General features: G+C 64.3%; 18 protein-coding genes and 1 tRNA gene. 16 read left to right on the forward strand and 3 right to left on the reverse strand.

Annotated features, from left to right (window positions below; all coding sequences use genetic code 11):
* The first annotated feature begins 76 nt into the window (after positions 1–76).
* The 8 genes from hisF (at position 77) to tatC (ending at position 4,198) form a co-directional block, all read left to right on the forward strand.
* Positions 77–850 (forward strand): imidazole glycerol phosphate synthase subunit HisF, encoded by a 774-nt coding sequence (gene hisF, locus LGN17_RS31850; protein WP_226200909.1) that lies wholly within the window; start codon positions 77–79, stop codon positions 848–850.
* The gene (gene hisI / locus LGN17_RS31855) at positions 850–1,266 is read left to right on the forward strand and encodes a phosphoribosyl-AMP cyclohydrolase (protein ID WP_226200910.1); all 417 of its coding nucleotides are present in this window, start codon (positions 850–852) and stop codon (positions 1,264–1,266) included. Before hisF ends, hisI begins: the two co-directional genes overlap by 1 nt.
* Complete coding sequence (locus LGN17_RS31860; RefSeq protein WP_006485344.1) at positions 1,263–1,628, forward strand: phosphoribosyl-ATP diphosphatase; 366 nt, start codon at positions 1,263–1,265, stop codon at positions 1,626–1,628. The genes hisI and LGN17_RS31860 overlap by 4 nt, the downstream gene beginning before the upstream one ends.
* Positions 1,629–1,697: 69 nt before the next feature.
* Complete coding sequence (locus LGN17_RS31865) at positions 1,698–2,090, forward strand: DUF4870 family protein (protein ID WP_011350734.1); 393 nt, start codon at positions 1,698–1,700, stop codon at positions 2,088–2,090.
* A gap of 31 nt (positions 2,091–2,121) precedes the next feature.
* Positions 2,122–2,487 (forward strand): histidine triad nucleotide-binding protein, encoded by a 366-nt coding sequence (locus LGN17_RS31870; protein WP_175971968.1) that lies wholly within the window; start codon positions 2,122–2,124, stop codon positions 2,485–2,487.
* Positions 2,488–2,580: 93 nt separating this feature from the next.
* Positions 2,581–2,811, forward strand: a complete 231-nt coding sequence (tatA, locus tag LGN17_RS31875) for a Sec-independent protein translocase subunit TatA (protein ID WP_011350736.1) — start codon at positions 2,581–2,583, stop codon at positions 2,809–2,811.
* Between the two features lie 26 nt (positions 2,812–2,837).
* Entirely contained in the window at positions 2,838–3,368 is a 531-nt protein-coding gene (gene tatB, locus LGN17_RS31880) for a Sec-independent protein translocase protein TatB (RefSeq protein ID WP_175957864.1), read from the forward strand.
* A 41-nt stretch (positions 3,369–3,409) separates the two neighbouring features.
* Positions 3,410–4,198: a twin-arginine translocase subunit TatC gene (gene tatC / locus LGN17_RS31885; protein WP_175957863.1), complete on the forward strand. Its 789-nt coding sequence runs from the start codon at positions 3,410–3,412 to the stop codon at positions 4,196–4,198.
* A 199-nt stretch (positions 4,199–4,397) separates the two neighbouring features.
* On the opposite strand, the gene LGN17_RS31890 is transcribed toward tatC, so the two are convergent.
* Positions 4,398–5,603, reverse strand: a complete 1,206-nt coding sequence (locus LGN17_RS31890) for a Do family serine endopeptidase (protein ID WP_226200911.1) — start codon at positions 5,601–5,603, stop codon at positions 4,398–4,400.
* Positions 5,604–5,624: 21 nt separating this feature from the next.
* On the opposite strand from LGN17_RS31890, the gene LGN17_RS31895 reads away from it, so the two are divergent.
* The 8 genes from LGN17_RS31895 (at position 5,625) to LGN17_RS31930 (ending at position 11,669) form a co-directional block, all read left to right on the forward strand.
* Positions 5,625–6,371 carry a Nif3-like dinuclear metal center hexameric protein gene (locus LGN17_RS31895; protein WP_226200912.1) on the forward strand — a complete coding sequence of 249 codons (747 nt, stop codon included), beginning with the start codon at positions 5,625–5,627 and terminating at the stop codon, positions 6,369–6,371.
* Positions 6,372–6,589: 218 nt separating this feature from the next.
* On the forward strand, positions 6,590–7,210 hold the full coding sequence (gene petA / locus LGN17_RS31900; protein WP_011350741.1) for a ubiquinol-cytochrome c reductase iron-sulfur subunit: 621 nt from the start codon (positions 6,590–6,592) through the stop codon (positions 7,208–7,210).
* The gene (locus LGN17_RS31905; RefSeq protein WP_175957860.1) at positions 7,207–8,589 is read left to right on the forward strand and encodes a cytochrome b; all 1,383 of its coding nucleotides are present in this window, start codon (positions 7,207–7,209) and stop codon (positions 8,587–8,589) included. The genes petA and LGN17_RS31905 overlap by 4 nt, the downstream gene beginning before the upstream one ends.
* A 21-nt stretch (positions 8,590–8,610) precedes the next feature.
* Complete coding sequence (locus tag LGN17_RS31910) at positions 8,611–9,369, forward strand: cytochrome c1 (RefSeq protein ID WP_226200913.1); 759 nt, start codon at positions 8,611–8,613, stop codon at positions 9,367–9,369.
* A gap of 92 nt (positions 9,370–9,461) precedes the next feature.
* Positions 9,462–10,073, forward strand: coding sequence for a glutathione S-transferase N-terminal domain-containing protein (locus LGN17_RS31915; RefSeq protein ID WP_006400565.1), 612 nt, complete (start codon positions 9,462–9,464; stop codon positions 10,071–10,073).
* Between the two features lie 71 nt (positions 10,074–10,144).
* On the forward strand, positions 10,145–10,672 hold the full coding sequence (locus LGN17_RS31920; protein WP_175957858.1) for a ClpXP protease specificity-enhancing factor: 528 nt from the start codon (positions 10,145–10,147) through the stop codon (positions 10,670–10,672).
* An 18-nt stretch (positions 10,673–10,690) separates the two neighbouring features.
* A tRNA-Thr gene (locus LGN17_RS31925) sits at positions 10,691–10,766 on the forward strand.
* Between the two features lie 351 nt (positions 10,767–11,117).
* Positions 11,118–11,669: a hypothetical protein gene (locus LGN17_RS31930; RefSeq protein WP_226200914.1), complete on the forward strand. Its 552-nt coding sequence runs from the start codon at positions 11,118–11,120 to the stop codon at positions 11,667–11,669.
* 69 nt (positions 11,670–11,738) lie between these two features.
* Here LGN17_RS31930 and LGN17_RS31935 read toward each other — a convergent pair whose 3' ends face one another.
* Both LGN17_RS31935 and LGN17_RS31940 read right to left on the reverse strand, forming a co-directional pair.
* Positions 11,739–12,473, reverse strand: a complete 735-nt coding sequence (locus LGN17_RS31935; protein ID WP_226200915.1) for a LytR/AlgR family response regulator transcription factor — start codon at positions 12,471–12,473, stop codon at positions 11,739–11,741.
* A 1-nt stretch (position 12,474) separates the two neighbouring features.
* Positions 12,475–13,560 carry a sensor histidine kinase gene (locus LGN17_RS31940; RefSeq protein ID WP_226200916.1) on the reverse strand — a complete coding sequence of 362 codons (1,086 nt, stop codon included), beginning with the start codon at positions 13,558–13,560 and terminating at the stop codon, positions 12,475–12,477.
* Positions 13,561–13,672 lie beyond the last annotated feature (112 nt).

The raw sequence follows: 13,672 nt of genomic DNA on the forward strand, positions 1-13,672 counted from the left end.
GCGGGCGGCCCCGACCGGAAGCCTCGCGCGAGGTTTCCGCAACCGGCCGTCCCAGCGCGGCATTTGGCGCAACATCATGGCTCTAGCTAAACGCATCATCCCCTGCCTGGACGTGACCGCCGGGCGTGTCGTCAAGGGCGTCAATTTCGTCGAGCTGCGCGACGCGGGCGACCCCGTCGAGATCGCCCGCCGTTACGACGACCAGGGCGCCGACGAACTGACGTTCCTCGACATCACCGCGACGTCCGACCAGCGCGACCTGATCCTGCCGATCATCGAAGCCGTCGCGTCGCAGGTCTTCATTCCGCTGACCGTCGGCGGCGGCGTGCGCGCCGTCGAGGACGTGCGGCGCCTGCTGAACGCGGGCGCGGACAAGGTCAGCATGAATTCGTCGGCGGTCGCGAACCCGCAGCTCGTGCGCGACGCGGCCGACAAGTACGGCTCGCAGTGCATCGTCGTCGCGATCGACGCGAAGCGCGTGTCGGCCGACGGCGAGACGCCGCGCTGGGAAGTCTTCACGCACGGCGGCCGCAAGAACACGGGCCTCGACGCGATCGAATGGGCGCGCAAGATGGCCGAGCTCGGCGCGGGCGAGATCCTGCTCACGAGCATGGACCGCGACGGCACCAAGTCGGGCTTCGACCTCGCGCTGACGCGCGGCGTGTCGGACGCGGTGCCGGTGCCGGTGATCGCATCGGGCGGTGTCGGCTCGCTGCAGCACCTGGCCGACGGCATCAAGGACGGCCGCGCCGATGCGGTGCTGGCCGCGAGTATCTTCCACTACGGCGAGCACACGGTTGGCGAGGCGAAGTGCTTCATGGCCGACCAGGGCATCCCGGTGAGGCTGTGATGAATACGGAAAAGAATGCATTGCCCGCGTGGCTCGACAAGGTCCGCTGGGACGACAACGGCCTCGTGCCGGTGATCGCGCAGGAAGCGTCGACGAACGACGTGCTGATGTTCGCGTGGATGAACCGCGAGGCGCTGGCGAAGACGATCGAGACGCAGCGCGCGGTCTACTATTCGCGCTCGCGCAAGCGCCTGTGGTTCAAGGGCGAGGAGTCGGGCCACGTGCAGCACGTGCACGAGGTGCGGCTCGACTGCGACGAGGACGTCGTGCTGCTGAAGGTCGAGCAGGTGTCGGGCATCGCGTGCCACACCGGCCGGCATTCATGCTTCTTCCAGAAATTCGAAGGCACCGTGGAGAGCGGCGACTGGGTCACGGTCGAACCGGTGCTGAAAGATCCCGAACACATCTACAAATGACGCAATCGACCGAAGACACGCTGCTGCGCCTCGCGGCCGTGATCGACAGCCGCAAGGGCGGCGATCCCGATCAATCGTACGTATCGCGCCTGTTCCACAAGGGCGACGACGCGGTGCTGAAGAAGATCGGCGAAGAGGCGACGGAAGTCGTGCTGGCCGCGAAGGACGTGCGCCAGGGCGGCGCGCCGACCGCGCTCGTCGGCGAGGTGGCCGATCTGTGGTTCCACTGCCTCGTGATGCTGTCGCATTTCGACTTGAGCCCGGCCGACGTGATCGCCGAGCTCGAGCGCCGCGAAGGGCTGTCGGGCATCGAAGAGAAGGCTCTGCGCAAGCGTCGCGAGCGCGAGGAAAACGGCGGGTGACAGACCCTTGTCGCGGGATGGCCACAGTGCGGTAAGCTGTAAGAATTGTCATCTAACGGGGGTAGCATCATGACCGATACGCCAAGCCAGTTTCCGCCGCCGTCGGTGCCGGGGGCCGCGGACGCCGAGCGCCTGAACGGGCTGCGCACGCTGACTCACGTGCTCTACGGCCTCTATGCGTTTCATTGGCTCACGGGCGGCGTCACGGGCATCATCGCGATCATCATCAACTACGTGAAGCGCGACGATGTGGCCGGCACGCCGTATGCGGCCCACTTTGAGTGGCAGATCCGCACGTTCTGGCGCGCGCTGATCGCGTACGTGATCGGGTTCGCGCTGATGTTCGTGGTGATCGGATTCGCAGTGATGTTTGTCACATGGATCTGGACGCTGTACCGTATCATCAAGGGTTGGCTGTACCTGAACGACAACAAGCCGCTTGATCCGCAGGCCTGGTTCTGACCGGCCGCGGGCGGGCGTGTGCAGGAGCAACATGAGTCACGATCCGAATTGCCTGTTCTGCAAGATCGCGGCAGGCGAGATCCCGAGCACGAAGGTGCACGAGGACGACGAATTCGTCGCGTTCCGCGACATCCGCCCGGCGGCCGAGACGCACGTGCTCGTGATTCCGCGCCAGCATCTGCCGACGCTGTCGGCGGCGAGCGACGCCGATGCACCGATGCTCGGCCGGCTGATGCTGCTCGTCTCGCGTCTCGCCAACCAGCTCGGCGTCGCGTATACGGGGGGCGAAACCGGTTTCCGTACGGTGATCAACACGGGCCCGGGCGGCGGGCAGGAGGTCTACCACCTGCACGCACATATCCTGGCCGGCCCGCGCCCCTGGCAGCGGATGGGTTGACGGCGCGGGGCGTTTCCCCGCATCGATAGTCGAAGCCGGCGCGTTGCCGGCGATTTGCGCCGCGTAGCGGCGTGGTTGAGGAGAGGTTTCATCATGGGTGGATTGAGCATTTGGCACTGGCTGATCGTGCTGCTGATCGTCGCGCTGGTTTTCGGTACGAAGAAGCTGCGCAACATCGGCAACGATCTCGGCAGCGCCGTGAAGGGTTTCAAGGACGGCATGAAGGAAGGCGAAGCACCGGCGGACGCGCAGCAACTGCCGCGCTCGGGCTCGGTCGACGTCAACGCGAAGGAAACGACGCGTTCCGACTCGAACAAGGCGTAACGCCGGCACGCTGACAGGCATTCGCGATGCTGGATCTCGGTCTTTCGAAGATGGCGCTGATCGGCGTCGTCGCGCTCGTGGTGCTCGGCCCCGAGCGCTTGCCGCGCGTTGCGCGCACGGCAGGCGCGCTGTTCGGCCGTGCGCAGCGGTACATCAACGACGTGAAGGCCGAGGTCTCGCGCGAAATCGAACTCGACGCGCTGCGGACGATGAAGACCGATTTCGAGGCGGCCGCGCGCAATGTCGAGACGACGATTCACGACAACCTGCGTGAGCACGAGAAGGAACTGAACGACACGTGGCATTCCGCGGTCGGCGGTCTTGACGAAACGGCGGGCGGCGCCGGTTCGTACGGTTCCGACACGCCCGGCGCGCCGTCGTGGCGCGGCAGTACGGCCGCGCTCGCGCCGAAGCGCCGCAACTGGCGCGTCAAGCAGGCGGCTGCGCCTGTCTGGTACAAGCGCGCGACCACCCGCCGTACGCACGTGCAGTCGGGCGCCGCGCGTGTCGCGCGCCACCAGCCGGCCAGCCTGCGCCGGCCGACGCGCTTCTTCTGAGCCGAGCGCATGCTCGCTCGTCAATCCTACCGAGGGCCGGTGTGAGCGACCCCCAGCAGAACCCGGGCGACGCCCCGGAAGAAACCTTCATTTCCCATCTCGTCGAGCTTCGCGATCGCATCATTCGCGCGGGGGCGGCCGTGATCGTCGTGTTCCTCGGGCTCGTCTACTGGGCGCCCGACATCTTCCGGCTGCTCGCGCGGCCGCTGATGCAGAACCTGCCGAAGGACGGCAAGATGATCGTCACCGACGTCACCGGCTCGTTCTTCGTGCCGATGAAGGTCACGATGCTCGTCGCGCTCGTGATCGCGCTGCCGATCGTGCTGTACCAGATCTGGGCGTTCGTCGCGCCGGGGCTGTACCAGCACGAGAAGAAGCTCGTCGCGCCGCTCGTCGGCAGCAGCTACGTGCTGTTCCTGTGCGGGATGGCGTTCGCGTATTTCCTCGTGTTCCCGACGATCTTCCGCGTGATGGCGCACTACAACGCGCCGCTCGGGGCGGAAATGACAACCGACATCGATAATTACCTGAGCTTTGTGCTCGGGATGTTCATCGCGTTCGGGGTCACGTTCGAAGTGCCGATCGTCGTCGTGCTGCTCGTCCGGATGGGCGTGTTGTCGCTGAAGAAGCTGAAGGAGATGCGGCCGTACGTGATCGTCGGCGCGTTTGTCGTCGCAGCGGTCGTCACGCCGCCGGACGTGTTCTCGCAACTGATGCTCGCATTGCCGCTGGTCGTGCTGTTCGAGATCGGGCTGCTGGCTGCGCGGTTCTTCGTGCCGAAGAAGCCGGCCGAGGAAGGCGAAGCGGAGAACGGCGAAGCCGCCAGTTGAGGGCGCAGTGCGCCGGGCGGTGAGCGGTCGGGCTTCCGGCCGGACCTGAGCGGTGGCGTAATCGGTCGGAAAGCGGATGGCGAGGCCATCTTCCCGGCAACGAGGGTCTTTCGATACAAAGCAAAAGGGCAGCCAGCCGGCTGCCCTTTTTCATTTCCGACGGTGTCCGGCATGGCGGCTGTGCGCCGCTCGCCTGACGTCATTCGGTATCGCTGTCCTGCTCGTCGAGCGTCTGCTTCGGCGGCGGCGGCCGCTTGCCGATCACGACGTTCACGTCGAACTCCTTGCCCTTGCGCACGACGTGCACCTTGGTCGGTGTGCCCGGCTTGATCTGCGCGACGGTGTTCAGCAGCTTCGTGGTGTCGGTGATCTCGTCGCCGTTGACCGAGACCAGGATGTCGCCCGGCTTGATGCCGGCCTTGTCCGCCGGGCCGCCCTGCAGCACGCCGGCGACGATTGCCCCCGATTTCTGCGAGAGCCCGAACGATTCGGCGATCTCCGGCGTGACGTCCTGCGGCTCGACGCCGATCCAGCCGCGCGTGACCGAGCCCGTCGTGATGATGCTTTCCAGCACCGTGCGCGCGGTCGACACGGGGATCGCGAAGCCGATGCCGAGCGAGCCGCCCGAACGCGAGTAGATCGCCGTGTTGATGCCGAGCAGGTTGCCGTTGACGTCGACCAGCGCGCCGCCCGAGTTGCCGGGGTTGATCGGCGCGTCGGTCTGGATGAAGTTCTCGAACGTGTTGATGCCGAGGTGGTTGCGGCCCAGCGCGCTGATGATCCCCATCGTGACCGTCTGGCCGACGCCGAACGGGTTGCCGATCGCGAGCACGACGTCGCCGACCCGCGATTGGTCGGAGCGGCCGAGCGTAATCGTCGGCAGGTTCGTCATGTTGATCTTCAGCACGGCGAGATCGGTTTCGGGATCGCTGCCGATCACCTTCGCGGTGGCCGTGCGGCCGTCGGCGAGCGCGACTTCGATCTGGTCGGCGCCGTCCACGACGTGCTGGTTCGTTAGAATGTAACCTTCAGGGCTCACGATAACGCCCGAGCCAAGGTTGGCGGCCGGTTCGTCCTGCTGCTTGCGGGCGTTGCGGTCGCCGAAGAAGTAGCGGAACAGCGGATCTTTCGCGCGTGGGTCGGGGGGCAGCGTGCCGTCCTTGCTGGAGAAGACGTTGACGACGGCCGGCATCGCCTTCTGCGCGGCTTCGGCGTACGACGTGGTCGCCGGCGCGCCGCCGATGCCCGGCGCGACTTCCCGCAGCGCAACGATCGGCGTGGCGAGCTGCTTGCCGAGCTGTCCTTGCCGTTGCAGCCATTGCGGCTTGAGCGTCACGACGATGAACATCAGCGCGAGCAGCACGGTAACCGCCTGCGCGAAGAACAGCCAGAAGCGTCTAAGCATCTGAATGGATTAGAGGTTTATATGGATCGGATCGAACTTGAATTGTACTTGAACAATACCCTTGAAACCGCGCGCTTCAAGGACTATTGCCCGAATGGCCTCCAGGTCGAGGGGCGTCGCAAGATCGAGAAGATCGCCACCGGCGTAACGGCGTCGGTCGCGTTCCTCGAAGCTGCGCTCGAATGGGGGGCCGATGCCGTGCTCGTCCATCACGGCTATTTCTGGCGCAACGAGGCGCCGCAGATCACGGGCCGCAAGTACCAGCGCCTGAAGCTGCTGCTCGCGAACGACCTGAACCTGTTCGCGTTCCACCTGCCGCTCGACGCACATCCCGAATTCGGCAACAACGCGCAGCTCGGCGAGCGGCTCGGCCTGATCGGCGAGCAGCGTTTCGGCGAAGGCGACCTCGGCTGGATGGCGACGCTGCCGATGCCCGTCACGCTCGAGCACTTCGTTGCGAAGGTCGAGCGCACGCTCGGCCGCACGCCGCTCGTGCTCGGCGATCCGGACATGCAGCTGCGCCGCATCGCGTGGTGCACCGGCGCCGCGCAGAGCTATTTCGATGCGGCGATCGAGGCCGGGGCGGACGTGTTCCTGACCGGAGAGGTGTCCGAATACGTGACGCACACGGCCGCCGAGAGCGGCGTCGCGTTCGTTGCGGCAGGGCACCATGCAACCGAGCGCTATGGAATCCAGGCACTTGGCGCCCACTTGTCCGAAGAATTCGATATCGAACACCTTTTTATCGATATCCATAATCCTGTCTGAATGCCGGATTTGCGGCAGCGCATCGAAATTTCACAATGTAGCGAATGCTTAAAAGTGAAATGATTTAATCGCTCCGATAGTGGGGGAAAACCCTTAACTATCAAGCACTTCGAAGGGATTTTCATCTCCGGGCCTTGTAAATGACGACTCCATTCGAGCAAACTAGCGGCGGAATGGAAAGTCGTGACGGAAAATCCAACTCAGAAGTGGGGCGTGTGATGCGAGACAAGGAAGAGAAACGCGTCGACAGCGGCCGCCGTACCTGGCTGATTGCGACATCCGTAGCAGGTGGCGTGGGAGGCGTAGCCACCGTCATACCTTTCGCGGCGTCGCTTGCGCCGTCCGCGAAAGCGAAAGCGGCCGGAGCACCGGTCGAAGTCGACATCAGCGGGCTGAAGCCTGGGGAAATGGTGACCGTGCCGTGGCGCGGCAAGCCGGTGTGGATCCTGAACCGCACCGACGCGATGCTCGCCGACGTGGTCAAGGCCGACAAGGAAGTGGCCGATCCGACCACCGAAAAGCCCTACACGATGCCGTTGCCCGCGTATTGCGCGAACGAATATCGGTCGCGAGCCGATCGCAAGAACATTCTCGTCGTGATGGCCGTGTGTACGCACCTCGGCTGCACGCCAAGCCAACGCTTCACGCCGGGTCCGCAGCCGAACCTGCCGGACGACTGGCCGGGCGGTTTCCTGTGCCCGTGCCATGGTTCGACCTACGACCTCGCCGGCCGTGTGTTCAAGAACAAGCCGGCGCCTCAGAATCTCGACATCCCGCCCTACATGTTCACGTCGGCAACGACCCTCGTGATCGGCAAGGACGAGAAAGGAGAAGCGTGATGGCCGACAACAAGGATGTCTCCACGACAGGTCTCACCGGCTGGATCGATCAGCGCTTCCCGCTCACGTCCACCTGGAAGAAGCACGTTTCCGAGTACTACGCGCCGAAGAACTTCAACTTCTGGTACTTCTTCGGCTCCCTCGCGCTGCTGGTGCTCGTCAACCAGATCGTCACGGGCATCTTCCTGACGATGAACTACAAGCCCGACTCGACGCTCGCGTTCGCGTCGGTCGAGTACATCATGCGCGAGGTGCCGTGGGGCTGGCTGATCCGCTACATGCACTCCACGGGCGCGTCGATGTTCTTCGTGGTCGTCTACCTGCACATGTTCCGCGGGCTGCTCTACGGCTCGTACCGAAAGCCGCGCGAACTCGTGTGGATCTTCGGCTGCGCGATCTTCCTGTGCCTGATGGCCGAGGCGTTCTTCGGCTACCTGCTGCCGTGGGGCCAGATGTCGTTCTGGGGCGCGCAGGTGATCGTGAACCTGTTCTCGGCAATCCCGTTCGTCGGCCCCGACCTGTCGCTGTGGATTCGCGGCGACTACGTCGTGTCGGACGTCACGCTGAACCGCTTCTTCGCGTTCCACGTGATCGCGATTCCGCTCGTGCTGGTCGGCCTCGTGATCGCGCACCTCGTCGCGCTGCACGAAGTGGGCTCGAACAACCCGGACGGCATCGAGATCAAGGCGAAGAAGGACGAGAACGGCATTCCGCTCGACGGCATTCCGTTCCACCCGTACTACTCGGTGCACGATTTCCTCGGCGTGTGCGGCTTCCTGATGGTGTTCGCGCTGATCGTGTTCTTCTCGCCGGAGATGGGCGGCTACTTCCTCGAGGCGAACAACTTCGTGCCGGCGAACCCGCTGCAGACGCCGCCCGAGATCGCGCCGGTCTGGTACTTCACCGCGTTCTACGCGATGCTGCGTGCGACCACCGATCCGTTCAAGATCGTGCTGATGATCGTGATCGCGCTGCTCGGCGTGCTCGCGCTGATCCGCGCGCGCGGCAAGTGGAAAGCAGGCCTGCCGGTGCTGGCCGCGGCGATCGTCGTGTTCATGTACCTGACGGAGTCGAAGTTCTGGGGCGTCGTCGTGATGGGGTCGGCGGTGATCACGCTGTTCTTCCTGCCGTGGCTCGACCGCAGCCCGGTGAAGTCGATCCGCTACCGGCCGTTGTTCCACAAGGTGTTCCTCGGGATCTTCGTCGTGGCGTTCCTGACCCTCGGGTTCCTCGGCACACGGCCACCCTCCCCGGCCTCGACACTGATCGCGCAGGCCTGCGCGCTGATCTACTTCGCGTTCTTCCTCGGCATGCCCGTCTGGACGCCGCTTGGCACGTTCAAGCAGCCGCCGGAGCGGGTGCGCTTCAAGCCCCATTAACGCGAGCGAGGAGAGAACGACATGAAGAAACTGCTTTCGACACTCGCGCTGATCGGGGCGACCGCGTGTGCGCTGCTGGCGGCGCCGGCGGTTCGGGCGGAAGGTAATTTTCCGCTCGACCGGGCGCCCGATAACACGGAAAATCTCGTTTCGCTTCAGCACGGCGCGCAATTGTTTGTAAACTATTGCCTGAACTGCCACAGCGCGAACCTGATGCGCTACAACCGCCTGACGGATCTGGGCATATCCCAGAAGGAGATCGAAAAGAATCTCCTGTTCACGACCGACAAGGTCGGCAACACGATGTCCGTCGCGATGCGGCCCGAAGACGCGAAGAACTGGCTCGGCACCTCGCCGCCCGACCTGTCGGTCGAGGAGCGTGCACGCGGCCGAGACTGGCTGTACACGTATTTGCGGAGCTTCTACCGCGACGATACGCGGCCGACCGGATGGAACAACGCGGTGTTCGAGAACGTCGGCATGCCCCATGTACTGTGGCAGCTGCAGGGGCAGCGCACCGCCAAATTCGAAGACAAGACGGACGAGGAGACGGGCGAGAAGGTCCATACGCTCGTCGGCTTCCAGCAGGTCACGCCGGGGACATTGTCCGCGGTGGATTATGATGCTGCGGTTGCCGACCTGGTGGCGTACATGACCTGGATGTCCGAGCCGGCTCAGCAGACTCGCAAACGCCTCGGCGTATGGGTGCTGATCTTTCTCGGTGTCCTGACTTTCCTGGCCTGGCGGCTCAATGCCGCGTACTGGAAAGATATCAAGTAATCACGCCTGACCGGCGTGGGGCCGGCGCAAGGTGGAACCCCGGAAGGAGTTCGCCGCGTGCCGGCCCTCGGCTTTTTTGAGGAAACGCAAACATGATGGTTCTGTATTCCGGCACAACTTGCCCGTTCTCCCAGCGTTGCCGGCTGGTGCTGTTCGAGAAGGGCATGGACTTCGAAATCCGTGACGTCGACCTGTTCAACAAGCCGGAAGACATTTCGGTGATGAACCCGTACGGTCAGGTGCCGATCCTGGTCGAGCGCGACCTGATCCTGTACGAATCGAACATCATCAACGAGTACATCGACGAGCGCTTCCCGCATCCGCAACTGATGCCGGCCGACCCCGTGCAGCGCGCACGTGCACGCCTGTTCCTGCTCAACTTCGAGAAGGAACTGTTCGTCCACGTCAGCACGCTCGAGAACGAGAAGGGCAAGGCAGCGGAGAAGAACCACGAGAAGGCACGCCTCGCGATCCGCGATCGCCTGACGCAGCTCGCGCCGATCTTCGTGAAGAACAAGTACATGCTCGGCGAGGAATTCTCGATGCTCGACGTCGCGATCGCGCCGCTGCTGTGGCGTCTGGATCACTACGGCATCGAGCTGTCGAAGAACGCCGCGCCGCTGATGAAGTACGCCGAGCGGATCTTCAGCCGTCCGGCCTACATCGAAGCACTGACGCCGTCCGAAAAGGTCATGCGTCGTTGATGGTGCAATGAGTGCATGACGGAGAGGGCGGCGCGGCGTGCCGCGCCCCCGCTCCGGGTTCGAGGATTGTGATGCAAGAGATTTCAACGAAGCCTTATCTGCTGCGCGCGTTGTACGAGTGGTGCACCGATAACGGTTACACGCCGCATATCGCGGTGAGGGTCGACAACTCGACGCGCGTGCCGCGTCAGTTCGTGCGTGACGGCGAGATCGTGCTCAACATCAGCTTCGAGGCGACGAGCCAGTTGCAGATGGGCAACGAGTGGATCGAGTTCACGGCCCGGTTCTCCGGGAAAGCGCACAAGATCGAGATTCCGGTTGCCAACGTGCTCGCGATCTATGCGCGCGAGAACGGGCAGGGCATGGCGTTCCAGGTCGATGCGGTCGCGGGTGAAGGCGCGGATTCGGGCGCGTTCGACGAAGATGCGGCGCAGACGGATGAGGCGCAGCGCGACGAGTCGCCTGCTGCGTTGACGCCAGTGGCCGACAGCGGTGCGAACGAGGAGCCTTCCGAAGGCGCCGACGAACCGCCGAAAACCGACGGCGATGGCGACGGTTCAAAAGGTGGCAGCAGACCTCGCCTCAAGATCGTGAAATGAGGTAGAATCTCGCGCTACGCCGGCTTAGCTCATCTGGTAGAGCAGTTGATTTGTAATCATCAGGTGGCGGGTTCGAGTCCTGCAGCCGGCACCATATTGAACGAAGGGCCGGGAGGTTTTCCTCCCGGCCCTTTGTCGTTTCTGCGGTCGAGTTACCGTTCGAGTGAACGGCCGTTTGGCCCTGTCGCGACATACTGTCCCCCGCCTCGATGGCGGTTAATACGGCCGACAAATTTCCATAGCGGCAACGCTCAAGCCCTGGCCGTCTGCGATTTCCCTTCAGGTACGAGCGTCGCTCATAACCGCTGTCTAACATACTTGCTTCCCACGCCGACCAGCGCGCACTTTGCACAGGACCCCCTGGCCAAGGGCATCGAGCCCGAAAAGAGCACGCCGAAAGACCTCAACAACGCGTTTCACATTACCTTTGCCCAGAAAAAGAAAAATGCAGATCGTTAAGACGTGGTGCGTCGCCGTCCTAATTTCGGTGCTGGCCGGCGGCAGTGCCGCCGCATTTTCCCGGCCGCTCGCACATGACTGCCTGACGCCAGCCGAGGTCAGACAGATGGACCGCGACTTCTGGGCGACATTTCCATCGCCGGACGGTTTCGCGGCCTACGCCTCGCCGAAGTTCTCGCTGGGTACCAATATCACTGAGCTGTCGCAGTCGCTTGCAACGACAGCGAGCGGTCCCGCGCGGGCGCGTGCCGTCGCCGCGTTCCTCGCCCAGCATCCGGACGTGTTCGGATCGTTCAAGACCGCGCACGACTCGGCATACCTCTACTATCCCGGGCATGATCGCAGTCCGGATGCGGTGCGTACGTCTCCGACGCTCCCTGTCGGGCAGTGTGTTTCCGAGTTCAATTATTCGATCGATCTGAGTCGTACCGAGTGCGTCTCCGGGCAACGAATCCGGGCATACAGTCTGTCGTTCATCAAGGACAAGGGACGTGTGATGCTGCGAACGGGCGTGCTCGGACTCGACGCCTGCAATTGAACTGCGCGCCGCCGCACGGAATCGTGCCGTGCCGCATCTGTCGGGTAAGCGGCATGGCGGCAAACACCATCACATCTGCCTGAACAACCCCGCATACGCCCGACTCACCGGCAGCGTCTCCCGCTGCCCGCGCACGCGAATCCGCAACCTTCCCAGCAGATCGCGCTCGACGCGATCGATCGCTGCGTACGCAACGATCACGCCGCGATGCACCTGCGCGAACCGCTCCGGATCGAGCCGCTGCATCAGCTCTTTCAGCGGCGTGCGAATCACGAGTCGTTCACCGGCCGTGACGATTTCCGTGTACTTCTCCGACGCCTGGAAATACAGCACGTCGTCGACCGACACGAGCCGCGTCGCATCTTTCACGCCAACCGTCAGCCAGCGGATCGGTGCCGCCTCTCTCGCTTGCACCGCCTGCGCGAGCGCATCGGCTTGCGCGGGCGCCGGCCCGCCGCGCTGCAGCTTCGCGATACAGCGCAGCAGGCGCTCGTCCGTTACCGGCTTCAGCAGGTAGTCGACCGCGGCCCGATCGAACGCGTCGACCGCATATTCGTCGTAGGCCGTGACGAACACGACATGCACGTCGGGCACCAGCGCAGCGAGCTTCAACCCGTCGATGCCGGGCATCCGGATGTCGAGGAACGCGATGTCCGGGCGCGGCGACGCGTTCAGCACGGCCAGCGTTTCGACGCCGTTGCGTGGCATCGCGACGATCTCCAGTTCGGGCCAAAGCTGGCCCAGCCGCTGCGCGAGCGACGCGGACAGGTTCGGTTCATCGTCGGCAATGAGAGCAGTCGGCATGTCAGTCGATCGGAATCAGCAGGGTAGCGGTGACGCCATGCGCGGCGGAGGCATTCGTTTCGACGCAGACGCGGCCGCGCTCGCCATGCAGCGTCCGGATGCGCGCGGCGACGTTGGCGAGCCCGACGCCGCCATGCAGGCGCGTGTCGCCTTTGCCGAGGCCGACGCCCGTATCGATCACGTTCAGTTCGAGGCTGTCGCCCCGCATCCTGCCGCGAATCACGACCACACCGCCGTCGATCGACGGCTCGATGCCGTGCAGCAGCGCATTCTCGACGAGCGGTTGCAGCAGCAGCGGCGAGAACGGCAGCGCGTGCAGATCCGTCGGCACGTCGATCGCATACGAAAGCCGCTCGCCGAGCCGGATCGACGCGATCTTCAGCAGCGCGTCGACGAGCTCGAGTTCTTCGCCGAGCGTCGACGTCGCATCGCGCGTGCGTCGCAGGCTCGCACGCAGGTAACGGTTCAGGCTGTCGAGCATCGTCGACGCGCGAGCCGGATCGCGCTCGATCAGGCTCTGCACGTTCGCGAGCGTATTGAACAGGAAGTGCGGCTCGATCTGCGCCTGCAGCAGCGCCAGGCGGGCGGCCGTCTCGGCCTGGCGCGCTTCGGCGGCTTCGCGGCGCTCGGTCTCGAGCGTCGCACGCATGCGCATGGACTGCAGAAACAGCGACACGCACACGAACAGGATCGCCGAGATGAGAAACGACGGCCCGTAGTTATCCCACGTGCCGATGCGGGCGCGCCCGAACACGTGCGGCACGTTTCCGCCGACGATCGTCGCCGAGATCTCGAAGCCGATGAGCACGCTGGCCGGTGTGATCACGATGGCTTTCAGCACGAGCCCCGGCTTGCGCGGCAACAGCCGGTCGGCGGCATAGCTGAACAGCAGCGCGCAGAAACCGATCGCGTTGGAGACGACGAGGTAGGACAGCAGCGGTTCCTGGAAATGGAGCGCCCAGAAACCCAGGCCGACGACCGAGTTGAAGCACGCGAACGCAAGCAGTGCGGCCGGATCGCGCAACAGCCGCGGCGAGGTGCCGGCGGATGGCGGCGGAATCGGCGAAGGGTCGGACGTGGCTCGCATGGTGTCGGGTGAGGGTATGGGCGCGCGATGCACCGATGGCCTGACCTTACTGCCGGTCGGGACGGCTGCGTGCGCGTTGCGACGAACCGCGCGCGGCTTCGACGAAGCGCTT

Origin of the sequence: Burkholderia sp. AU30280, assembly GCF_020420125.1 — a bacterium.
GTDB lineage: Bacteria > Pseudomonadota > Gammaproteobacteria > Burkholderiales > Burkholderiaceae > Burkholderia.

Coding starts and splice junctions, on each gene's coding strand:
- LGN17_RS31920 (WP_175957858.1), top strand. CDS start 10,145: ATGCAAGAGATTTCAACGAAGCCTTATCTGCTGCGCGCGTTGTACGAG.
- LGN17_RS31935 (WP_226200915.1), bottom strand. CDS start 12,473: ATGCCGACTGCTCTCATTGCCGACGATGAACCGAACCTGTCCGCGTCG.
- hisF (WP_226200909.1), top strand. CDS start 77: ATGGCTCTAGCTAAACGCATCATCCCCTGCCTGGACGTGACCGCCGGG.
- LGN17_RS31915 (WP_006400565.1), top strand. CDS start 9,462: ATGATGGTTCTGTATTCCGGCACAACTTGCCCGTTCTCCCAGCGTTGC.
- hisI (WP_226200910.1), top strand. CDS start 850: ATGAATACGGAAAAGAATGCATTGCCCGCGTGGCTCGACAAGGTCCGC.
- LGN17_RS31865 (WP_011350734.1), top strand. CDS start 1,698: ATGACCGATACGCCAAGCCAGTTTCCGCCGCCGTCGGTGCCGGGGGCC.
- LGN17_RS31895 (WP_226200912.1), top strand. CDS start 5,625: ATGGATCGGATCGAACTTGAATTGTACTTGAACAATACCCTTGAAACC.
- tatB (WP_175957864.1), top strand. CDS start 2,838: ATGCTGGATCTCGGTCTTTCGAAGATGGCGCTGATCGGCGTCGTCGCG.
- LGN17_RS31870 (WP_175971968.1), top strand. CDS start 2,122: ATGAGTCACGATCCGAATTGCCTGTTCTGCAAGATCGCGGCAGGCGAG.
- tatA (WP_011350736.1), top strand. CDS start 2,581: ATGGGTGGATTGAGCATTTGGCACTGGCTGATCGTGCTGCTGATCGTC.
- LGN17_RS31890 (WP_226200911.1), bottom strand. CDS start 5,603: ATGCTTAGACGCTTCTGGCTGTTCTTCGCGCAGGCGGTTACCGTGCTG.
- LGN17_RS31940 (WP_226200916.1), bottom strand. CDS start 13,560: ATGCGAGCCACGTCCGACCCTTCGCCGATTCCGCCGCCATCCGCCGGC.
- petA (WP_011350741.1), top strand. CDS start 6,590: ATGCGAGACAAGGAAGAGAAACGCGTCGACAGCGGCCGCCGTACCTGG.
- LGN17_RS31930 (WP_226200914.1), top strand. CDS start 11,118: ATGCAGATCGTTAAGACGTGGTGCGTCGCCGTCCTAATTTCGGTGCTG.
- LGN17_RS31860 (WP_006485344.1), top strand. CDS start 1,263: ATGACGCAATCGACCGAAGACACGCTGCTGCGCCTCGCGGCCGTGATC.
- LGN17_RS31910 (WP_226200913.1), top strand. CDS start 8,611: ATGAAGAAACTGCTTTCGACACTCGCGCTGATCGGGGCGACCGCGTGT.